The organism is Roseivivax sp. THAF197b, assembly GCF_009363255.1.
Taxonomy (GTDB): domain Bacteria; phylum Pseudomonadota; class Alphaproteobacteria; order Rhodobacterales; family Rhodobacteraceae; genus Roseivivax.
The window spans coordinates 3,254,920-3,276,039 of sequence record NZ_CP045318.1; the positions used below are offsets into that span (position 1 = coordinate 3,254,920).

Sequence of the window (21,120 nt, forward strand, 5' to 3'; positions counted from 1 at the left end):
AATGCTTGAAGGCGGTCGGCAATCGACCAAACTTTAACTTCAAGAGGCCATGCTGGAACTTCCCGTTCCGGCGCAGACAAGAGGAGCACCGCACAGTGCCTTCATTCTCGAATTCCCTTGAGCAGGCCATTCACGCCGCATTGGCGCTTGCCAATTCGCGGAGCCACGAATTCGCCACGCTGGAGCATCTCCTTCTCGCCCTGGTGGACGAGCCGGACGCGGCGCGGGTCATGAAGGCCTGCGACGTGGATACCGAAGAGTTGCGCACCGCATTGGTCGAGTTCATCGACGACGATCTGTCCAACCTCGTGACGGACATCGAAGGCTCCGAAGCGGTGCCGACGGCGGCGTTCCAGCGCGTCATCCAGCGCGCCGCGATCCATGTGCAAAGCTCCGGCCGAACCGAAGTGACCGGCGCCAACGTGCTCGTCGCGATCTTCGCGGAGCGCGAAAGCAACGCCGCCTACTTCCTGCAGGAGCAGGACATGACCCGCTACGACGCGGTCAACTTCATCGCGCATGGCGTGGCCAAGAACCCGGCCTTCGGCGAAGCGCGGCCCGTGACCGGCGCCTCCGACGAGGAGGAGGCCCAGGCCGCCGATGCCCAGCCCGCCGAGGAGGGCAAGGAATCGGCGCTCGCCAAGTATTGCGTCGATCTCAATGCCAAGGCGCGCAAGGGCGATGTCGATCCGCTGATCGGCCGCGATTCGGAGGTGGAGCGTTGCATCCAGGTCCTCTGCCGCCGCCGCAAGAACAACCCGCTTCTGGTGGGCGATCCGGGCGTGGGCAAAACCGCCATCGCGGAAGGCCTCGCCCGCAAGATCGTTGCAGGCGAAATCCCCGAGGTTCTGGCGAACACCACGATCTTCTCGCTCGACATGGGCGCGCTTCTGGCCGGAACCCGCTATCGCGGCGATTTCGAGGAGCGCCTGAAGGCGGTCGTGAGCGAGCTTGAGGAACATCCCGACGGGGTCCTCTTCATCGACGAGATTCACACCGTGATCGGTGCGGGCGCCACCTCGGGCGGTGCGATGGATGCGTCGAACCTGCTGAAGCCCGCGCTTCAGGGCGGCAAGCTGCGCACCATGGGCTCCACCACCTACAAGGAGTTCCGTCAGCACTTCGAAAAGGATCGCGCCCTGTCGCGCCGGTTCCAGAAGATCGACGTGAACGAGCCGACGGTCGAAGACAGCGTGAAGATCCTCAAGGGCCTCAAGCCCTATTTCGAGGAGCATCACGCGATCAAGTACACCAACGACGCGATCAAGACCGCCGTGGAACTGGCCGCGCGCTACATTAATGACCGCAAGCTGCCCGACAAGGCCATCGACGTGATCGACGAGGCCGGGGCCGCGCAGCATCTCGTGGCCGAATCCAAGCGCCGCAAGTCCATCGGCACGAAGGAGATCGAGGCGGTCGTCGCCAAGATCGCCCGCATTCCGCCGAAGAACGTCTCCAAGGACGATGCGGCGGTCCTGAAGGATCTCGAAGCGACGCTGAAGCGCGTGGTCTTCGGGCAGGACAATGCGATCGAGGCGCTCGCTTCGGCGATCAAGCTCAGCCGTGCAGGTCTGCGCGAGCCCGAGAAGCCCATCGGCAACTACCTCTTTGCGGGCCCCACCGGCGTCGGCAAGACGGAGGTGGCCAACCAGCTCGCCGACAGCCTCGGCGTGGAATTGCTGCGCTTCGACATGTCCGAATACATGGAGAAGCACGCGGTCTCGCGCCTGATCGGTGCGCCTCCGGGCTATGTCGGGTTCGACCAGGGCGGTCAGCTGACCGACGGGGTCGATCAGCACCCGCATTGCGTGCTCCTGCTCGACGAGATCGAGAAGGCGCATCCGGATGTCTACAACATCCTGTTGCAGGTGATGGATCACGGCACGCTGACGGATCACAATGGCCGTACGGTCGATTTCCGCAACGTGATCCTGATCATGACCTCCAATGCCGGGGCGACGGAGCAGGCGAAATCGGCGATCGGCTTTGGCCGGGACCGCCGCGAAGGCGAAGATACCGCCGCGATCGAGCGGACCTTCACGCCGGAATTCCGCAACCGCCTTGACGCCGTGATCTCGTTCCAGCCGCTGCCGAAATCGGTGATCCTGCAGGTCGTGGAAAAGTTCGTCCTCCAGCTCGAAGCGCAGCTGATGGATCGCAACGTCACCATCGAGCTGACGAAGCCCGCCGCCGAGTGGCTGGCCGACAAGGGCTATGACGACAAGATGGGCGCGCGTCCGCTGGGCCGCGTGATCCAGGAAAGCATCAAGAAACCGCTGGCAGAGGAGCTGCTCTTCGGCAAGCTCGCCAAGGGCGGTGTGGTGAAGGTCGCCGTCAAGGATGGCGAGCTGGATCTGCAGCTTTCCGGCCCCGAGAAGCGGCGCCTCTCCTCGAAGAAGCCGCCGCTCCTGACCGCAGACTGATGCGCGGAGCGCTTTTTGCGCTCTTCGTTCTGACCTCCGCCGCGCCCACCGCGGCGGAGGTTTCTGTTTCCGCCGCGCCGTTTCTGCACTGGCCGGTTGATTGCACCCTCGGCCAAACCTGCGTGATCGAGGATTACGTGGATGCCGATCCCGGGCCCGGCCAGTCCGATTACACCTGCGGGATCAAGTCGCGCGACGGCCATCGCGGGACTGATATCGCGCTGCCCACGGACACCGACATGCAGGCAGGCGTCGCGGTCCTTGCCGCCGCCGCAGGCCGGATCGCGGCTGTGCGGGACGGCGTTGCCGATCGCCGCCTCACCGACCCCGAAAGTGTCGCTGACCAGGAATGCGGAAACGGCGTCCGCATCGCGCATGAAAACGGCCTCCAGACGCTCTATTGCCACCTCGCCCGCGGCTCGATCCGTGTCGCACCGGGCGACCGGGTCGCGGCAGGCGACTTCATTGGCCAAATCGGGATGTCCGGCCAGACGAATTATCCGCATCTGCATTTCACGGTTCTGAAAGACGAAACCGTGATCGACCCCTTCGCCGCCAATCCCGAGGCCGCCTGCGGACCGGACACGCCCACGCTCTGGCTGGATCCGCCCGCCTATGACCGCGCGGGGCTGTTCACGGCGGGGTTTTCGCGCGGCGTGCCCGATTTCGCCGAGGTCCAATCAGGCGCGGCGCGGGTCGCGGAGATCGCGCCGGACGATCCGCTGGTTGCCTATACCAACAGCTTTCATGCCGCTTCGGGCGATGTGCTGCATTTCGCGGTTGCAGGCCCCGAGGGACCGGTCTTCGAGCATTCGATCCTGCTGAAGGCGCCACAGCTTCAGACCTTCCGCGCCTACGGGAATCGCGCACCCGCATCCGGATGGCAGACGGGCCCCTATTCCGCCGTGGTGCGCCTCATGCGCGGCGATACGCTGATCGCGGTCCGGCAGGCTTACGTCACCGTGCGATGACGCCCGCACGGGCGGAAGAGCTACCGCTCCGTCAGCTTCAACTCGATCCGCCGGTTCTGCGCCCGCGCCTCGGGGCTGTCGCCCTCGGCAATCGGCTGGAACTCCCCGAACCCGTTCGCCGCAAGCCGCTCCGGCGCGATCCCCTGGCTGTCGATCAGGAACCGCACGACCGAAAGCGCCCGCGCCTGGCTCAACTCCCAGTTATCGGCGAACACGGCGCTGCCCACGACCGGCACATTGTCCGTATGGCCATCGACGCGGATCACCCAGTCGATCTCGTCGGGGATCTCGGTGGCGATATCCCGCAAAAGCCCCGCCACATTCGCGATGCTGCGCCGCCCCGCGGCCGACAATTCCGCCTCCCCCGGCGCGAACAGCACCTCGGAGGAGAACACGAACCGGTCGCCCTCGATCCGCACCCCTTCACGGTCGGCCAGAAGCGCGCGCAACTGCCCGAAAAACTCCGACCGGAACCGTTCGAGATTGCGGTTCTCCTCCTCGAGCCGCGCGGCGCGCTCCGCCTCGAGCCGCAGCGCCTCGGCCTCCGCCGCCTGGGCGCGACGCGATTCCGACGCGGCCCGCGCGAGCGCCGCATTGAGCCGCGATCCCAGATTGTCGATCTGCACCTGCGCCGCATCATCGCTCGCCTCGGCGGCGGCAAGCGTCTCCTGCAAGGAGAGAAGCTGCTGGCGCAAGGCCGTCAATTGCTGGTTCAGCACTTCGCTTTCCCGCTCGGCGGAGGCGGTCTGCGCTTCCTGATCGGCCAGCGTCTCCCGCGCCTCGGCCAATAGGATTGCCTGCGCCTCGGCCTCGGACATGGCCTCTTCGATGCGCGCCGCGGACCGGTCCTGCGCCGCCAGCGCCGCCGCGAGTTCGGCGCGCAATTCCGCATTCCCGGCCTCCAGATCGGCATTGGCGTCTTGCAGATCGTCCCGCCCGCCCAGCGCGGCTTCAAGACGCGTGTTCAACTCGTCCTCGGCTGCACGCGCTGCGGCGAGCAGGGTCAGCGTCTCTTCCGCCTCGCGTCGCCGTTCCTCAAGCTGCAGCGTCATCGCCGTCAGCTCCGCGTCGGCATTCGTCAGCCGCTCCCGCAGGGCGCGCGCGGCCTCCGCCTCGGCAAGCCGGGCGGCCTCTTCCTCGCTGAGTGCGGCACTCAGCTCCTCCACTTCGCTCGACAGGGTTGCCGCGCGGTCCTCGGCACGGGCGGTTTCGCTGCGCAGATCGGCCGCCAGCGCCTCCAACGCCTCGCGCCGGGCCGCGGCAAGGCGGGCGGCCTCGGCCTCCGCATCGATCTCGTCCCGGGCGTCGGCCAGCGCGAGGTTCAACGCTTCCTGCTCCGACAGCAGCTCCGTCCGCGCGCGCTCCAGCTCCTCCCGTGTCGCCGTCAGGTCGGCGATGCGCGCCTGCGCGTCATCGCGGTCTGCCAGAAGGGCGGCCACCCGGTCTTCGAAATCGCTGATCCGGCCCTCTGCCTCCGCCAGCGCCGCATCCTGGCGCTCACGCTCAGAGGTTAGCGCGGCGATGAAGTTCTGCTGTTCCAGGAGCCGCGTGTCGCGATCCTCGATCGTGGCCTCCAGCGCGCCCACGCGATTGGTAAGCTGGGTATTCTGCCGCTCTGCCATGCCCAGCTCTTCGCTGAGCGACGCGATCTGCGAGGTCAGCGAGGACAATTGGTTTTCCTGCCCGGAAATGGTCTCGCGCAGGACCGCCTGGATCACGAGGAAGATCGTGAGCACGAACATCAGCACGAGCAGCAGGCCCGTCATCGCATCGACGAAGCCCGGCCAGATCGCGGCCTGAAAACGTTGGCCCGTGCGGCGCGACAGCGCCATGGATCAACCCTCCTGCCGACGGGTAGTGACGCGCTGCGGGCGCACGGGACCGGCATCGCCGTCGCTGCCGGATTTCCCGGCATTCCGGCTCATCTGCCCGATGACGCGGCTGAGGGCGGCCAGATCCGTGCGCAGTTCCGCCATGCTTTCCTGTCGCCCGGCCGATATCTCTTCGAGGATGCGCAACATCTGCACGTCGATGGAGCGCAGCCGCATTCGGCTTTCCGCGTCGAGCCCGGTTTCCTCCTGTTTGGACAGAACTTCGATCAGCCGTTCCTGCCCTTCCGCAAGCCGTGCGAATGCCGAGGCCGAGGGCGCGGAGGCCTCCAGCCGTTCGGTCATCCGCTCCACGCTGTCGGCCAGTTGCGCTAGACGTCCCTCGACCTCGGCGCGGCTGTCTTCGGAGCGCGCGTAAAGGCGCTGCATCCCGTCGAGCTGATCGGCCACCTGTTCCAGCGCCAGCGCGGCGCCCGACATCTCGCTGCCGCCCTCGGCATCGCCCGCCGACACGCCGATCCGGGTGATGGAGGATAGCCATTCCTCAAGCTCGCGGTAGAAGCGGTTCTGGCCGTGGCCCGCAAACAGCTCCAGAAGGCCCACGATCAGCGATCCCGCAAGACCCAGGAGCGAGGAGGCAAAGGCGATGCCCATCCCGCCCAACTGCCCTTCGAGCCCGTTCATCAGGCGCGAGAAGACATCGACGCCGGACTCGCCCGCTTGCGGCGCAAGGCTGCGGATCGTCTCGACGAGGGCGGGCACGGTGGTCGCAAGTCCCCAGAATGTGCCGAGCAGGCCCAGAAAGATCAGGAGCGAGACGATATAGCGGGTGATCTCGCGCACCTCGTCGATGCGCTGTGCCACCGAATCGAGGATCGACCGGGTCGAGGTTGTGGTGATCTGCATCCGGCCCCGGCGTGCGCGCAGAAGCGTGGCCAAGGGAGCCAGAAGTTGCGGCGTGCGTCCCCGATCCCCTTCTCCATGCACGAAATTCTCGATCCAGCGGACCGAGTTCATCAGCTGTGCCACCTGCCAGAAACAGGCCAGAACGCCCAGGATGAAGACGAAGATGATGAAGCCGTTGAGATAGGGGTTCGCCTGGAAGACCGGCAACACCGACGGCAACGCCATGAAGGCACCGACCCCGGACAGGATCAGCACTGCCAGCATCAGCACCACCTGGCGCAAGGGTTGCGAGAAATGCGGCTCGGCCTCGAGGTCCGGTTGATCCAAGGGGATCGCTCCTGACGCGTTGGTTCAGTCTTGGGCTGACACTATCCACAAGCCTTGGGCAAGCCAAGGATCAAGCGGTCAACTCCCTGACACGCTGGTCCAGCCATTGCAGCTCTGCATCGGGAATGCCCAATTCTTCCAGATGTTGCGCGGTATTAAAGAGATATTCGGTGTTCGGACCGCGCCCGCCCACCGCACCGGCGATGATCCGGGCCTGCTCTTCGAGATCGAGCAGGCAATATTGCGTGTGATCGGGGTCGATCACATAGGCCAGTGCCGTGACCTCCCGGCCATCATTCAGCGACAGCGGCAAGAGTCGCTCCAGATAGGCCGCGGAGACCAGTTCCCGTTCGCGCAGATAGGCCAGAACCGCGTCGGCCTGATCGGGATGGGCGGCGAGCGCGAGCCCGTCGCAGGCGCCGCCCTCTTCGGCGTCGAGGGCGAGGACGAGACCGGGCGCCTCTTCGGTGCCGCGATGATGGATCGACCGCATGCAGAAGCTGCGCCGATAGCCCGAGAGGCGCGCGGGCACCCGTTCGATCACCTCGAAGCCCGGATTCCAAAGAAGTGATCCGTAGCCGAAGACCCAAAGCGTCATGGTTTCTGGTCCTTTCCTGACTTGCGTTCTAAACACCAAACGGCACGGAACGAAAAGGGCGCCACATGAAGAAGCTGATAGCGGCTGCGCTGGCGGGCGCGCTGATCTGGTCGGGGCTCTGGTTCTGGCAGGCCCGGTCGCTCAGGGCCGAAATCGACGCCTGGTTCGCCGAGAAACGCGCGGCAGGCTGGACGGCGGAGGCCGGGGATATCTCCGTGCGCGGTTTTCCGAACCGGCTCGATGCGCGCTTCGCGGGCCTTGTTCTGGCCCCGCCCGACGGGCCGCGCTGGGAGGTGCCGGAACTGCAGGTCATGCAGCTTGTCTACGATCCCGATCACTTGATCGTCGCGGCTTCCGGCGGGCAGCGCCTGGTCACGGGCTCAGGTGAGATCGCCATCGATGGCGAGGGTTTGCGCGCCTCGGCCGTGACCGAAGGGGGCGAACTCGACCGTCTGGCCATCGAGGCCCGCAGGCTCGATCTCGTGCGCGATGCGGCCAGCGATATCTTCCTGCGCGATCTGGGCGGCGGGCTCACGCGGGTTCCGGGTGGCGATCGGGAGTGGCGCTTGTCGCTCGCCGCGGCACCGGTCGGTCCCGAGGCCGAGGCAGCGGGCGACGAACGGGTCAATCTGAACGCGCAGATCACGCTCGACGCGCCGCTTGAGGAGAGGCCGCAACTCACTGGGGTGGCGCTGGCCGGGCTCGATTATTCCACCGGATCCGCGCGGCTGACCCTGTCGGGGGATTTCGAGATCGACAAAGGCGGGCGCATCTCCGGCCCACTGGCGCTCGAGGCCGAAGAGTGGCGCGCATTGCTGGACCGCGCGGGCGAGGAGGACCGTCTTCCGCGCGAAGCGGTCAGCCTTCTCGAAAACGTGTTCGGGGTGATCGCGGGTCTCAGCGGATCGGGCGACGATCTCGATCTGAGCCTCAGGCTCGATGAAGGTGCGGTCTTTTTGGGCCCGATGCGCGTGGGCAAGCTGCCGCGCCTGCGATGAGCCTTGCGGAGGGCGCGCGGCGAGGCCAACATCGCCGCCATGTCCGATCCCCTGTTTCACCGCATCGAGGCCAAGCGTGACGATATCGTCGCGCTGACCCAGGCCCTTATCCGTATCCCCAGCCTCAACCCGCCGGGCCAGTTCTACCGCGAATGCTGCGATCTGGTGGCCGAGCGCCTGCGCCCGCGCGGCTTCGAGACGAAGCTGATCCGCGCGGAAGGCGCGCCGGGCGATACGGAGCGGTTTCCGCGCTGGAACCTGGTGGCCCGCCGCGAAGGGCCGCGCGCGGGCGAGTGCGTGCATTTCAACAGCCATATCGACGTGGTGGAGGTCGGCCAGGGCTGGACGCGCGACCCGTTCGGCGGCGCGCTCGAAGACGACCGGATCTATGGCCGGGGGGCCTGCGACATGAAGGGGGGGCTCGCCGCGTCGATCATCGCGGCCGAGGCGTTCCTGGAGGAAAATCCCGATTACGCGGGCGCCATTGAAATCTCGGCCACGGCGGACGAGGAATCGGGCGGCTATGGCGGCGTCGCCTACCTGGCCCAACAGGGATATTTCGACCCGGCCCGCGTGCAGCATGTCATCATTCCCGAACCCCTGGGCAAGGACCGGATCTGTCTGGGCCACAGAGGCGGCTGGTGGGCCGAGATCGAGACCCATGGCGAGATCGCCCATGGGTCGATGCCGTTCCTGGGCGATTGCGCGATCCGGCATATGGGTGCGGTGCTCGATGCCTTCGAGCGCGATCTCTTTCCGGCCATGGCCGCCCGGCACACGGAGATGCCGGTCATTCCCGATGGGGCGCGGCAATCGACGATGAACATCAACGCGATCCATGGCGGACAACCCGAGGAAGAGGAAGGCAGCACCGCCCTGCCCGCCCATTGCGTGCCCGACAGCTGCCGCATCACCGTGGACCGCCGCTTCCTGATCGAGGAAGGCATCGAGGCGGTGGAGGCGGAGATGCGCGGGCTTCTCGACGGGCTGAAGGAGACGCGCGAGAACTTCGACTATTCGCTGCGCGAGATCAACCGCGTCCTGCCCTCGATGACCGATGAGGATGCCCCCGTCGTCACCACGATCCGCAGCGCTATCGCCGATGCGCTTGGATCAGACGCCGCCTTCGTGGCCTCGCCCGGAAGTTACGATCAGAAGCATATCGACCGGATCGGCACCCTGAAGAACTGCATCGCCTATGGGCCGGGGGTGCTGGAGCTGGCGCATAAGCCCGATGAATGGATCGGGGTGACGGATATGCTGGATTCGGCGCGGGTGATGGGCCGCGCGCTGGAGCGGCTGCTGCTGCCCAAATGACTGGCGCCGCAGCTTCTCCGCCCGGGCGGGCGTCGTCGCGACGCCTCAGGCCGGCTCGCGTAGGACGCGCGGCACCTTGAACTCGACGTTCTCCTCGGCGGTGGTCACGGTCTCGACGTTGAGGTCGTAGCGTGCGCGGAAGGCCTCGATCACCTCCTCGATCAGCACGTCGGGCGCGGACGCCCCCGCGGTCAGGCCGATCGTTCGGATGCCTTCGAGCGCGCGCCAATCGATATCGGTCGCCCGCTGCACGAGCTGCGCATATTTGCAGCCCGCCTTCGCCCCGACCTCGACGAGCCGCTTCGAGTTCGACGAATTGGGCGCGCCCACGACCAGCAGCGCGTCGCAATCGGGCGCCATCGCCTTCACTGCTTCCTGCCGATTGGTGGTCGCGTAGCAGATATCTTCCTTGTGCGGGCCGACGATGGCCGGGAACCGCGCGCGAAGGGCGGCCACCACATCGGCCGTGTCGTCAATCGAGAGCGTGGTCTGCGTCACGTAGGCCAGCCGCTCGGGATCGCGCACCTCGAGCAGGGCCACGTCGGCGGGCTCCTCGACCAACAGCACTTCGCCCTCGGGCAGCTGACCCATCGTGCCCACCGTCTCGGGATGGCCCGCATGGCCGATCATGACCATCTGCAGGCCGTTCTCGTGATGGCGCGCGGCTTCGATATGCACCTTGGAGACGAGCGGACAGGTCGCGTCCACATAGACCATCTCGCGCGCTCTCGCCTCGGCGGGCACGGCCTTCGGCACACCATGGGCCGAGAAGATCACCGGACGATCCTCGGGGCAGTCTTCCAGCTCCTCGACAAAGACCGCGCCCTTCTCGCGCAGCCCGTCGACGACGTATTTGTTGTGCACGATCTCGTGGCGCACATAGACCGGCGCGCCCCATTTCTGCAGCGCCATTTCGACGATCTTGATCGCGCGGTCGACACCGGCGCAGAAGCCGCGCGGCGCGGCCAGATACAGCGTGAGGGGCGGAAGGGCGGGCGTATCCATGAAGGCTCTCCTGTCGTCCCGTCACAGGTAAGCGAAGGACCGGCGCGAATCCACCCCCGGAGGTGCACTCACTCGCGCGGCAAAAGCACCGCCTCGACGCGGCGGTTGGCACGACGCCCCGCCTCGGTGAGGTTGGAGGCGATGGGCGCGAGATACCCCGCCCCTTCGGAGGCGATCTGCGCCGCATCCGCCCCCGCCCCGCGCAGGTACTCGGCGACGGCAGCCGCCCGGCGCTGCGACAGGGCCCGGTTGCCCGCCAGCGAGCCCACCGCATCGGTATGCCCGACCAGAAGGATCTGCCGGTCCGGGTTCGCGGCCAGATACGCCACCAGCGCGTCGAGCATCGGGAAGGGCCCCTCACCGAGACTGGCCGCACCGCTGCCGAAATCCACACCCGAGAGGACGATCGCCCCTCGCGCCTCCAGCGTCGCGATATCGCCCTGGCCGACACTGTTCCGCACGACCGGGCCATTGCCGGTCGCATCGGCTGTCGGCCCGTCGTTATCCTCGCTGCCCGTCACGCCCGGCGTGACATGCAGGATCTGGACAAAGCCCGCCGCCTGCGTCCGGCTGGTCAGGACGGTCACGCCCGCGCCGTCTGGCCCGACCGCGGACAGAAAGCGGTAATTCGACAGATCGATATACATGCCGGGCGCGGGCAGCACATCGATGGCGAAGCGGAAGTCGAAGCCGCCACAGCGCCGATCCGCGCAATCGAGCCGCGTCTCGAACCCCGCCTCACCCAGAGCATCGCGGATCGGGCTCAGAAGCTGCGTCGGCGTGCGTTGCGATTGCGGTATCTGCCAGGCCTGCCGGGTGACGCGGCCCTCGATCACCTCTGTCGGGATGCCGCCCTCGGCGCGCCAGGGTCCGGTGGGCAGTGCAAGCCGCCCGCCGTCATCTGTCCGCGACACCGTCTCGGCGGCCCCTTCGGGCAAGGGAAGATCCAGCGCCACAAGGGGGCCCGCCCAGACGCAGAGCCACAGCCATAGCCACAGCCGGAGCGCGCCGTCAGCGCGCCTGGGAATGATAGTCGTCATTCGGCCGCATGTCGGTCGCGCTCGCGACGCGATTCGTCATGTTGAAAAAGCCCGCCACGTTGGCGATGTCCCAGATATCGCGATCCGAGAAGCCCGCTGCGCGCAAGGCCGCGCGGTCGGTCTCCTCGATCTCGGCGGAGGCCTTGGTGACCTTCTCCGTGAAGAGCAGCATCGCGCGGTGCCGCTCGGACAGGTCCGCAACCCGCCAATTCATCACCAGCATCTCGCCGAGCTTCGGATCCCCCGAGAGCGCGCGGACGGCCGCGCCATGCGCCGTGAGGCAGTAGAAACAGCGATTGATCGCGGAGACGCAGACCGCGATCATCTCGCGTTCGAGCTTGCTGAGCCCGCTTTCTGCAAGCATCAGGTCATTGTAGAGCGCCGTGAAGGCGTTGAGCTTGTCGATGTCAAAAGCATGGGCGCGCAGCACATTCGGCACCATGCCAAGCTTGTCCTGACAGATATCGAAGTATTTCTGCGTCTCGGGCGGCAACGGATCGACCGGCGGCAGGTCGAGCGCGGTGGGGGCGGAGGTGTCGCTCACGATGGCTCCTCTGGATGCTTGCGGTAATGGTATCCTCCCACCTCCGCCATCCCAAGGGAAGCATAGAGCGCATTGGCCCCCTCATTGGCGCGCGTGACAAGGATCGCCACCTGGCTTGCGCCATGGCCCCGGCCCCAACGCGCGGCCTGCCGCATCATCCAGGCCGCAAGGCCATTGCGGCGCAGGCGCGGCAGCACCTCGACGGCATGCACGAAGACGGTGCCGTCATGGACGGCGGCGAAGGCGGTGCCCGCGGGCTGGTCCTTGATGCGCCCGAAGATCGCGGTCTTGGGGTCCTGGGCCCGCGCCATCACCGCAAGACGTGCAGGCCCGATGCCACCTGCCGACCAGATCTCGGTCATGATCGCCAGCGGCTCCCAGATGGTGAAGACGGTCACGCGCGGGATCTCGCGGTCATCCAGCACATCGATGGAGGCGGCGCGCAAGACGGTCGGATCGGCGATGACATAGCCCCGCGCCTCGAGCTGCGCATCGAGCGCCGCCTCGCCCTCCCGCACCATGAAAAGCGGCCGCTGCCCCAAATCCCGCATGCCCGCCTCGGCGCCCGCGATATCCTCTGCGCGCCAGCCCTCAAGCGCCGTTGCGGCGGAGACCCGGCTGCCGCCCCCCGCGCCCTCCCGCAATGTGAAACCCGGAACGTCGATCTGCCGCAGCGCGGGCCAGGTGGCAGCGAGGGCGGCGGTCAGGTCGATCATGCGGCAAAGAGGTCCGAAAGCCGCGTCATCGCCGCGTCGACCCGGCCCGGATCCGTGCCGCGCACCATAATATTGGCGCCGTGCACCCCTTCGTCGTAGAACGGATATGAGCCGAAGGAGAGGTCGGTGAATTCCTCGGCCAGAATGCGCAGCGGCCCGGCGATATCGCCCTCGCCGCGCTCGACGCGGAGCGACTGGCTCAGCATCGGCGCGCCGCCGGTGATCGTCGGCAGGACGCTCGCGACCATGGCCTGAAAGACCGAAGGCACGCCCGCCATCACATGCACATTGCCGATGGTGAAGCCCGGCGCGGCCGAGACCGGGTTCTCGATCAGCGTGGCGCCGTCGGGGATACGCGCCATGCGCAGACGCGCCTCGTTCAGCTCCTTGCCGCTGCGGTCGTAATGTTCGGCCAGGATCGCGCGGGCATCGTCGCGTACGTCAATATGGACGTCGAAGGCTTCAGCCACGCAATCTGCGGTGATGTCGTCATGGGTGGGTCCGATCCCGCCCGAGGTCACGACCACATCGAAGCTGTCGCGCAGGGCTGTCAGCGCGTTCACGATGGCCGCGCGATCGTCCGAGACGATGCGCACCTCGGCCAGATCCACGCCGCGCTTGGTGAACTCGCCCGCGAGAAAATGCATGTTGGCATCCCGCGTCCGGCCGGAGAGGATTTCATCACCGATCACCAGCATCGCGGCACGGGGGTTCGGCATGATCTGTCTCCTTGGCCTTGGTCTGCCGACTAGCTATAGGCCCGCAACATGCGCTTTCAAACCCCTCTCGTCCCCGCGCGGCTGATCCGCCGTTACAAACGCTTCCTCGCCGATATCACGCTCGAGGATGGGCGCGAGGTGACCGCGCATTGCGCCAATCCCGGCTCGATGATGGGCCTCGCCGAGCCCGGATCGCGCATCTGGGTGGAGCCCAATGACGACCCTAAGAAAAAGCTCAAATGGAGCTGGAAGATCGTCGAGGTGCCGGGCGGCGGGCGCGTCTGCGTCGATACCGGCATGGCCAATCGGGTGGTGCGCGAAGCGCTGGAGGCGGGCGCCGTTCCGGGGCTCGAAGGCTACGACCAGATCCGGCCTGAGCAGAAATACGGGGACGGCAGCCGCGTCGATTTTCTGCTGCAGGCGGAGGGCCGTGCCGATGCCTATGTCGAGGTCAAATCCGCGACCCTGTCGCGCAGCCCGGGCCGGGCCGAGTTTCCCGACAGTGTCACCGCACGCGGCACCAAGCATTTGCACGAACTCGCGCAGATGGCCGAGGCGGGACATCGCGCGGTGATGCTCTTTCTGCTGGCCCGCGATGATGCGGAAAGTTTGAGCATTGCCGCCGATATCGACCCCGCCTATGCGAGCGCCTTCGCGGACGCCGCCGCCCGTGGCGTGGAGATGCTGGCCCTCGGCACCCGGATCACGCCAGAGCGAATCATTCCCGACGGCATGATCCCCCTGAAAGACGTTTGAACCCCTTGTATAGCTGCGTTGCAGCATTCGGTTGGCAAAATGCCTCCAAACGCACTACATTGCACGTCAAGGAAAAATTGGAGACCCGGTGTGAACGAAGTGCCCCGAGGCCGTCTGACCCGCGACGGTATCCGCATCTACGACCCCGCCGATTTCGACGGGATGCACAAGGCAGGCCGTCTTGCAGCCCAGCTGCTCGACGAGGTGGCGGAGCATGTCTTCGTCGGCCAGACCACCGGTGCGATCGACGATTTCATCCGCACCCGCATCGAGGAGGAGGGCGCTACCTCCGCCACGATCGGCTACAAGGGCTACCAGCACGCGACCTGCATCAGCGTCAATCACGTGGTCTGCCACGGCATTCCCGGCGAGAAGAAGCTGAAGGACGGCGACATCCTGAACATCGACGTCACGGTGATCGTCGATGGCTGGTTCGGCGATACGAGCCGGATGTATGTCGCAGGCAAGCTGCCTCGCAAATCCGAGCGGCTCATCCAGGTGACCTATGATGCGCTGATGATGGGCATTGACGCGGTGAAGCCCGGCAACACCTTCGGCGATATTGGCCATGCCATCCAATCCTACGTGGAAGGACAGCGCATGTCCGTCGTGCGCGACTTCTGCGGCCACGGGCTGGGCCGCGTCTTCCACGCACCGCCCAATGTGCTGCATTACGGCCGCGCGGGCACCGGGCCGGTCCTTGAGGAAGGCATGTTCTTCACCATCGAGCCCATGGTGAATCTCGGTCGCCACGAGACCAAGGTTCTGGCCGATGACTGGACGGCGGTGACGCGCGACAAGTCTCTGTCGGCGCAGTTCGAACATTCGGTCGGCGTGACCTCGGACGGGGTCGACATCTTCACCAACTCGCCCGCGGGACGCTTCCACCCGACCTATGGGTGACGCCGCAGGCCGCAGCGTCATCGCCACGCTGTCGGCTTCCAACTTCGTCATCGGCATGGGCGCCTTCATCGTCATCGGGTTGATCGATCCGATTGCCGAGGGCCTGTCGGTGTCGCGCGGCGCGGCAGGCTGGCTGATGACCATCTACGCACTGTCCTACGCGGCCCTGTCCCCCATCCTCGTCTCCGTGACCGGCAATATCGGGCGCAGGCGCGTGCTGGCCTTCGGCATGACGCTGTTCGGACTTGGCATGCTGGGTTGTGCGACAGCGACCTCCTTTCCGATGCTGCTGGCCGCGCGCGCGGCAGCCGCGGCAGGGGCTGGCATGTTCACGCCGGTCTCGGCCGCGGTTGCGGCGGGCCTCGCCTCCGATCAGAACCGGGGCAAGGTGCTGGCCGCCGTGATCTTCGGACTGTCGCTGGCTCAAGTGGCGGGCGTACCTGCGGGCAGCTGGATCGCCTTCACGTTCGGCTGGCGGATGGCCTTCTGGATGGTCGCCGCGCTGGCGGTGCTCGCGGTGGCGCTCGTCTGGGTGCGGGTGCCGAAGGGCCTGCGCTTCGCCCCCGTGACGCTGCGGGATCTGGGCCATGTCATGCGCGACGGGATCGCCATGGGCGCCGTGCTCTTTACCGCGTCGATGCTTGGGGCGATCTTCATCCTCTACACCTATCTCGCGCCGCTCCTGACCGAGACGATGGGCTTTGCGCGCGATGGGCTGACGCTTGTTCTGCTGATCCTCGGGGTGGGTGCCGTCCTGGGCAACCTTCTGGGGGGATGGATGGCCGACCGGATCGGCTACATGCCGACGCTCCTCCTGATCCTGGGCAGCGTCGCGGTCACGATGCCGCTCTTCTCCTTCCTGCCCTACCCGATCTGGGCGCTGATCCCGCTCCTTTTCTTCTGGTCGCTGATGGGCTGGTCCTTCATGGCCGCGCAGCAAATCCGGATCCTGCGCCTGGCCCCCGAGGAGGCGAGCGTCGTGCTCGCCCTCAACGCAGCTGCGATCTATGTGGGCAGTGCCGTGGGCAGCGCCATCGGCGCCAGCATCCTTGAGACTTTGGGGCTGATGGCGCTTGGCCTGACGGGCGCGATCGGCGCGATCTTCGCGATGACGCACTTGCTGGCGTCCCGCCATTTCGCGGTGCGGGCGGGCCGGGAGTAAAGCCCGCCCGCCCCTCCCGGCCTTAGAACGCCGTCATTCCCAGCGCCACAGAGCGGGGACGAAGCGGTAGGCGTCGCCCTCGCGCATCACGTGACCGACGCCGGGATAGGGGAAGTGGTAGCCCAGCACGGCCATCCCGTCCGCAGTGGCCATGTCCAGAAGGCGCATCCGGGTCGCCGAGGTCTGGTCGCCGTCCATGTCGAAATTGTTGACCCAGCCGGGATGCGCGAAGTTCAGATAGGCGTGGTTCATCGCATCACCGGTGATCAGCATCTGCGCGCCACCCGATTCGAGGATCAGGCTCTGATGGCCGGGCGTATGTCCGGGCGTGTCGATCACGCGCAATCCCGGCACGATCTCCGTCTCGTCGCCGACGAGGGTCCATTCCGCGCCTTCCGCCGCGATGGAGTTCTGCGCGCCCACAACGAATTGCTGCATCTCGGCGGGCACCTGGTTCACCAGCCCCTCATCCATCCAGAAATCGCGTTCGACTTGGCCCAGAAATTTCTGCGCCTGCGGCAGCAATGCCTCGTCGAAATCGTCGCGGATGCCCCAGATGTGATCGGGATGCGCATGGGTGATGACGAGATGCGTGATCGCCTCCGCATCGATCCCCGCTGCCGAGAGATTGTCCAGAAGCCGCCCCGCCGTAGGCAGGAAGCGGTTGCCCGACCCGATATCGACCAGCACAACCGCCTCGCCGGTCTCGATCACGACGTGATTGGTGTGGGAGTAATTCGTCTCGGGCGACAGGAAATGCCGTGTCAGGAAGGCGCGCACCTCTTCGGGATCGGCATTGACGCCAAGCCCGTCGGCGGGGATTTCGAGATGCCCGTCCGAGACCACGGTGACCGCCGCCTCGCCGAAGGTGAACCGCATGAAGCCCGGATTGGGTGCGCCGGGGGCCGTGATGGCCGCGCGGGATGCCGTCGCGGTCAGCGTGAGCGCGGGCATCGCAGCGGCGATCTTCAGAAGTGCACGACGGCTGGGGCTAAAGGTCATGGTCTCTTCTCCCTATATTCATATATTTGAATGGAACGGTACGGAAGCGACCCGGACTTGGCCAGCGGTTTTTACACGGCCCTGAGCAGCGTCACATGGGTATCACCGTAGCGGCGCGTCTCAAGCGGTGCGAAACCCTCGGGCGCGGTCTGCGCGCTGGCCTCTTCCCAGACGATCAGCGCACCCGGCGCGATCCAGCCGCCGGTCCGTGCCGCGGTCAGGGCGCGTGCGCCCAGCCCCTTGCCATAGGGCGGATCGAGAAAGACCAGTTGCGCGGGCGCCTCCGTCTCAGGCAGGCGCGTTGCGTCGCGAGCGACCAGCCGCGTCTCAGCCGCACATTCCAGAAGCGCGATGTTCTTGCGCAGGATCGCCTGCGCGCGGCGCCCGTCCTCGACGAAGGTCACATGCGCCGCCCCGCGCGACAGCGCCTCGAGCCCCAGCGCCCCGGTGCCCGCGAAAAGATCGAGCACGCGCGCGCCGGTGAAGGGATCTTCGAACCGTCCGCCGCCCAGCATGTTGAAGAGGCTCTCGCGCACGCGGTCCGTGGTGGGCCGCAGATGCGCCGCAGGATCCCCCTTGCCCACAGGCGTCAGCGCGCGGCCGCGATATGTGCCCGCGATGATCCTCACGCGCGCAAAAGCGCCTTGAGGTCCGTGGCCGGATCGCCCAGCGCGGCGGGATCGGGCGATTTGCCCGCCTCGATCAGGCGCTTGCCGACCATGTAGGCGCGCGGGTCGTTCATCGCATCCACCGCAATGAGTCGCCCTTGCGCGAAATACCAGACCGATTGCGCGCCCCCCTCGCCCTTGCGGGTCACGACCTGGTCATGCCCGGTGGACAGGCCCGCGATCTGCAATTTGACGTCGTATTGATCCGACCAGAACCAGGGCTTGGCCGTGTAGTCCCGCGGCTGCCCCGCAATGTTGTCGGCCACGCATTCCGCCTGGTCGATGGCATTGCCCACGCTTTCCAGCCGCATCTGCGCGCCCTCATGCGGGAAGGAGGCGCAATCGCCCGCCGCCCAGATATGCGGGTCCGAGCTGCGTCCCTGCGCATCGGTGCGGATGCCGTTCTCGATCACGAGACCCGCCGCCTCGGCCAGACGGGTATCGGGCAGGATGCCGACGCCCGCGATGACGAAATCCACGTCGATCCGCGTGCCATCCGACAGCTCCGCCGCGACGACGCGGCCCTCCTCGCCAATAAGCCGCTTGAGCCCCGTGCCTTCGCGGATATCGACCCCATGCGCGCTGTGCAGCGCCCGGAAATAATCCGCCGTCTCGGAGGCCGCGACCCGCGCGAGGATGCGGTCGGCCATCTCCACGAGCGTGACCTTGAGCCCGCGTTTGGCGGCAACGGCTGCGGCTTCGAGCCCGATATAGCCGCCGCCCACAATCAGGACGCGCCCGCCTTCGGTGACCTGCGGGGCCATCGCGTCCACATCGGCCAGTGTGCGCACCGTGAAGATCCCGTCCAGATCGCCGCCCATCGCGGCAGGCAGGCGCCGTGGCACCGATCCCGTCGTGAGAACGAGTTCGTCATAGGGCAACGCCTCGTCCCCCAGCACGATCTGCCGCGCGGCCGGATCGATCCGGTCGACCGGAGACCCCAGCCGCAGGTCGATGGCGTTTTCCTCGTAGAAGCGCTCGGGCCGCAGATAGAGCCGCTCCAATGGCATGTCGCCCAGAAGATAGGCCTTCGACAAGGGCGGGCGCTGATAGGGCAGAACCGGCTCATCGCCCACCAGCGTGACCCGGCCTTCGAAGCCCTGCTGGCGCAGCCGCGCGACGCAGGATGCGCCCGCCTGTCCCGCTCCGATCACCACGACATGGCTCATGTCAGGTCCTCCGCACACACCATTTCCTTTTCCCGATACCGCCTATATCCCGCCCTGAGAGGACGCAAATGCGAAAGGACGTGCAATGCCGATATCCGTGGGTGATACGCTGCCGGGAGCGACACTGACCCGCATGGGCCCCGACGGGCCGGAGACTGTCGATCTTGGCGAGAAGCTGAAAGGCCGTCGCGTGGTGATCTTCGCCGTGCCGGGCGCCTTCACGCCGACCTGCCATTCCGCGCATGTGCCGAGCTTCATCCGCACCAAGGACGGCTTTGCCGAAAAGGGCATCGACGAGATCATCTGCATCGCGGTCAACGATCCTTTCGTGCTGGGGACCTGGGCCAAGGCCACGGGCGCCGAAGAGGCCGGGATCACCATGCTGGCCGATGCCGAAAGCGCCTTCACCAAGGCTGTGGGCATGAATTTCTCCGCCCCGCCCGTGGGCTTCATCGACCGCTCCATCCGCTATGCGCTGGTGGCCGAGGATGGTGTCGTGCAGGTCTTCCACGAGGAAGAAAGCCGGGGCGTCTGCGAGGCGACCGGCGGCGAGGCGCTGCTCGCCGCGATCTGATACCGGCACGGGCGGGGGAATGCCCCTGCCCTGCCATGGCCGCGTCAGAGCGCGTCCATCTTGCCTGCGAGTTGAACATCGAGCGGCGAAAGCCCGTCCACGTCATGGGTGGTCAGCGTGACCGTGACCGTGTTGTAGACATTCGACCATTCCGGGTGATGATCCATCTTCTCGGCATGGATCGCGGCCTTTGCCATCCAGCCGAACGCGCCGACGAAGTCATCGAACTTGAAGCTCTTGGTGATGGCATCCTGCCCGTCGCTCAGCTCCCAGCCGTTTTTCAGCAGCGGGGCGAGGTCGGCATTCTGTGCGGGGTCGGTCAGCTTCTCGGTCATTCCTGTTCCTCCGGATTTGCTTTGCGGAAGGGGCCATAGGCGGTCAGCACTTCGATATCCTCGGCAATGGCCCGTCTCTCCGCCTGCAGGTAGTTCTCAACCGCGTCCGAAAAACCGCTATCTGCGATCCAGTGCAGCGAATGCGTCTCGGAGGGCAGATAGCCGCGCGCAAGCTTGTGCTCGCCCTGCGCGCCCGCCTCGACCCGCGACAGGCCCCGCTCGATCGCGATGTCGATGGCCTGGTAATAGCACAGCTCGAAATGCAGGCAGGGATGGTGTTCGGTGCAGCCCCAATACCGCCCGTAAAGCACATCGCGCCCGGCGAAGTTCAGCGCACCCGCCACATAGCGGCCGTCGCGTTCGGCCAGCACCAGCACCATGTCATCGCGCAGCGTCTCCTGCGCCTCGTCGAAAAAGGCGCGCGTCAGATAGGGCGTGCCCCATTTCCGCGCACCGGTGTCCTGGTAGAAGGTCCAGAACGCGTCCCAGTGCTCGGGTTTCAGATCGTCACCCGACAGCCGGTGGATCGTGCCGCCAAACCCCTGGGCCTGCGCGCGTTCCTTGCGGATGTTCTTGCGCTTGCGCGACGACAGCGAGGCCAGAAAATCATCGAAGCTGCCATAGCCGTCATTCAGCCAGTGAAATTGCTGCGTGACCCGGTGCAGAAGCCCACGCTCGGCCCCACGGATGGCCTCTTCTTCGGTGCAGAAGGTGATATGCAGCGAGGACAGCCCGTTCTCCGCGCCCAATTGCACAGCGCCCTGCAAAAGCGCGGCCTCCGCCTCCATCTCGAAGCCGGGCCGGGCCAGAAGCCGCTTGCCGGTGGCGGGCGTGAAGGGCACCGCGATCTGCAGCTTGGGGTAATACCGCCCGCCCGCGCGCTCGAAGGCATGGGCCCAGTTGTGATCGAAGATGTATTCGCCCTGGCTGTGGGATTTGACGTAAAGCGGCGCGACGCCGATCACCTCATCGCCGATCTCTGCGGTCAGGTAACGCGGGTCCCAGCCCGATCCGGTCCCGACGGAGCCGGACCGCTCCAGCGCATAGAGGAACCGGTGCGTCGTGAAGGGATCGTCGGGGGGGCCGCCATCTGCGGCTTCGGGGCAGGCACAGGCATCCCAGACCTCGGGCGCAATGGCTGCGAGACTACGATGCATC

At 66.4% G+C, this 21,120-nt stretch carries 21 protein-coding genes; 8 read left to right on the plus strand and 13 right to left on the minus strand.

The features are described 5' to 3' along the window. Positions 1-95 precede the first annotated feature (95 nt). Together clpA and FIV09_RS15665 are read left to right on the plus strand one after the other, a co-directional pair. Positions 96-2,423 carry an ATP-dependent Clp protease ATP-binding subunit ClpA gene (clpA, locus tag FIV09_RS15660; RefSeq protein ID WP_152451346.1) on the plus strand — a complete coding sequence of 776 codons (2,328 nt, stop codon included), beginning with the start codon at positions 96-98 and terminating at the stop codon, positions 2,421-2,423. Beyond that, positions 2,423-3,394, plus strand: coding sequence for a M23 family metallopeptidase (locus FIV09_RS15665; RefSeq protein ID WP_152451348.1), 972 nt, complete (start codon positions 2,423-2,425; stop codon positions 3,392-3,394). The genes clpA and FIV09_RS15665 overlap by 1 nt, the downstream gene beginning before the upstream one ends. Before the next feature lie 20 nt (positions 3,395-3,414). On the opposite strand, the gene FIV09_RS15670 is transcribed toward FIV09_RS15665, so the two are convergent. From FIV09_RS15670 to FIV09_RS15680, 3 genes are all read right to left on the minus strand, one after another. Next, positions 3,415-5,226 (minus strand): peptidoglycan -binding protein, encoded by a 1,812-nt coding sequence (locus FIV09_RS15670; RefSeq protein ID WP_152451350.1) that lies wholly within the window; start codon positions 5,224-5,226, stop codon positions 3,415-3,417. Positions 5,227-5,229: 3 nt separating this feature from the next. Further along, positions 5,230-6,456, minus strand: a complete 1,227-nt coding sequence (locus FIV09_RS15675) for a biopolymer transporter ExbB (protein WP_254702246.1) — start codon at positions 6,454-6,456, stop codon at positions 5,230-5,232. A 70-nt stretch (positions 6,457-6,526) separates the two neighbouring features. After that, complete coding sequence (locus tag FIV09_RS15680) at positions 6,527-7,054, minus strand: gamma-glutamylcyclotransferase (RefSeq protein ID WP_152451352.1); 528 nt, start codon at positions 7,052-7,054, stop codon at positions 6,527-6,529. Between the two features lie 65 nt (positions 7,055-7,119). On the opposite strand from FIV09_RS15680, the gene FIV09_RS15685 reads away from it, so the two are divergent. Further along, a complete protein-coding gene (locus tag FIV09_RS15685; RefSeq protein WP_152451354.1) occupies positions 7,120-8,052 on the plus strand; it encodes a DUF2125 domain-containing protein in 933 nt (310 codons plus the stop codon). A gap of 39 nt (positions 8,053-8,091) precedes the next feature. Beyond that, entirely contained in the window at positions 8,092-9,369 is a 1,278-nt protein-coding gene (locus tag FIV09_RS15690; RefSeq protein WP_152451356.1) for an acetylornithine deacetylase/succinyl-diaminopimelate desuccinylase family protein, read from the plus strand. A 45-nt stretch (positions 9,370-9,414) separates the two neighbouring features. Here FIV09_RS15690 and ispH read toward each other — a convergent pair whose 3' ends face one another. From ispH to FIV09_RS15715, 5 genes are all read right to left on the minus strand, one after another. Further along, complete coding sequence (gene ispH / locus FIV09_RS15695) at positions 9,415-10,374, minus strand: 4-hydroxy-3-methylbut-2-enyl diphosphate reductase (RefSeq protein ID WP_152451358.1); 960 nt, start codon at positions 10,372-10,374, stop codon at positions 9,415-9,417. Positions 10,375-10,442: 68 nt separating this feature from the next. Further along, a complete protein-coding gene (locus FIV09_RS15700; protein WP_152451360.1) occupies positions 10,443-11,414 on the minus strand; it encodes an OmpA family protein in 972 nt (323 codons plus the stop codon). Continuing rightward, the gene (locus FIV09_RS15705) at positions 11,386-11,961 is read right to left on the minus strand and encodes a peroxidase-related enzyme (protein WP_152451362.1); all 576 of its coding nucleotides are present in this window, start codon (positions 11,959-11,961) and stop codon (positions 11,386-11,388) included. Before FIV09_RS15705 ends, FIV09_RS15700 begins: the two co-directional genes overlap by 29 nt. After that, a complete protein-coding gene (locus FIV09_RS15710; protein WP_152451364.1) occupies positions 11,955-12,674 on the minus strand; it encodes a GNAT family N-acetyltransferase in 720 nt (239 codons plus the stop codon). The genes FIV09_RS15705 and FIV09_RS15710 overlap by 7 nt, the downstream gene beginning before the upstream one ends. Then, the gene (locus tag FIV09_RS15715; protein WP_152451366.1) at positions 12,671-13,393 is read right to left on the minus strand and encodes a molybdopterin-binding protein; all 723 of its coding nucleotides are present in this window, start codon (positions 13,391-13,393) and stop codon (positions 12,671-12,673) included. Before FIV09_RS15715 ends, FIV09_RS15710 begins: the two co-directional genes overlap by 4 nt. A gap of 48 nt (positions 13,394-13,441) precedes the next feature. On the opposite strand from FIV09_RS15715, the gene sfsA reads away from it, so the two are divergent. The 3 genes from sfsA to FIV09_RS15730 all read left to right on the plus strand — a co-directional run bounded on the left by sfsA (position 13,442) and on the right by FIV09_RS15730 (position 16,214). Then, complete coding sequence (gene sfsA, locus FIV09_RS15720; protein ID WP_152451368.1) at positions 13,442-14,149, plus strand: DNA/RNA nuclease SfsA; 708 nt, start codon at positions 13,442-13,444, stop codon at positions 14,147-14,149. 90 nt (positions 14,150-14,239) lie between these two features. Beyond that, entirely contained in the window at positions 14,240-15,052 is an 813-nt protein-coding gene (gene map / locus FIV09_RS15725; protein ID WP_254702247.1) for a type I methionyl aminopeptidase, read from the plus strand. Further along, positions 15,045-16,214, plus strand: coding sequence for an MFS transporter (locus tag FIV09_RS15730; RefSeq protein ID WP_152451372.1), 1,170 nt, complete (start codon positions 15,045-15,047; stop codon positions 16,212-16,214). The genes map and FIV09_RS15730 overlap by 8 nt, the downstream gene beginning before the upstream one ends. A 33-nt stretch (positions 16,215-16,247) precedes the next feature. Here FIV09_RS15730 and FIV09_RS15735 read toward each other — a convergent pair whose 3' ends face one another. From FIV09_RS15735 to FIV09_RS15745, 3 genes are all read right to left on the minus strand, one after another. Next, positions 16,248-17,216, minus strand: a complete 969-nt coding sequence (locus FIV09_RS15735) for an MBL fold metallo-hydrolase (RefSeq protein ID WP_152451374.1) — start codon at positions 17,214-17,216, stop codon at positions 16,248-16,250. A gap of 71 nt (positions 17,217-17,287) precedes the next feature. Continuing rightward, on the minus strand, positions 17,288-17,845 hold the full coding sequence (rsmD, locus tag FIV09_RS15740; protein ID WP_152451376.1) for a 16S rRNA (guanine(966)-N(2))-methyltransferase RsmD: 558 nt from the start codon (positions 17,843-17,845) through the stop codon (positions 17,288-17,290). Further along, on the minus strand, positions 17,842-19,053 hold the full coding sequence (locus tag FIV09_RS15745) for an NAD(P)/FAD-dependent oxidoreductase (protein WP_152451378.1): 1,212 nt from the start codon (positions 19,051-19,053) through the stop codon (positions 17,842-17,844). Before FIV09_RS15745 ends, rsmD begins: the two co-directional genes overlap by 4 nt. 85 nt (positions 19,054-19,138) lie before the next feature. On the opposite strand from FIV09_RS15745, the gene FIV09_RS15750 reads away from it, so the two are divergent. Then, a complete protein-coding gene (locus FIV09_RS15750; protein WP_152451380.1) occupies positions 19,139-19,627 on the plus strand; it encodes a peroxiredoxin in 489 nt (162 codons plus the stop codon). Between the two features lie 44 nt (positions 19,628-19,671). Here the strand turns inward: FIV09_RS15750 and FIV09_RS15755 are convergent, their stop codons facing one another. Next, positions 19,672-19,962, minus strand: a complete 291-nt coding sequence (locus FIV09_RS15755) for a 4a-hydroxytetrahydrobiopterin dehydratase (protein ID WP_152451382.1) — start codon at positions 19,960-19,962, stop codon at positions 19,672-19,674. Beyond that, positions 19,959-21,119: a GNAT family N-acetyltransferase gene (locus FIV09_RS15760; protein WP_371417779.1), complete on the minus strand. Its 1,161-nt coding sequence runs from the start codon at positions 21,117-21,119 to the stop codon at positions 19,959-19,961. Before FIV09_RS15760 ends, FIV09_RS15755 begins: the two co-directional genes overlap by 4 nt. Position 21,120 lies beyond the last annotated feature (1 nt).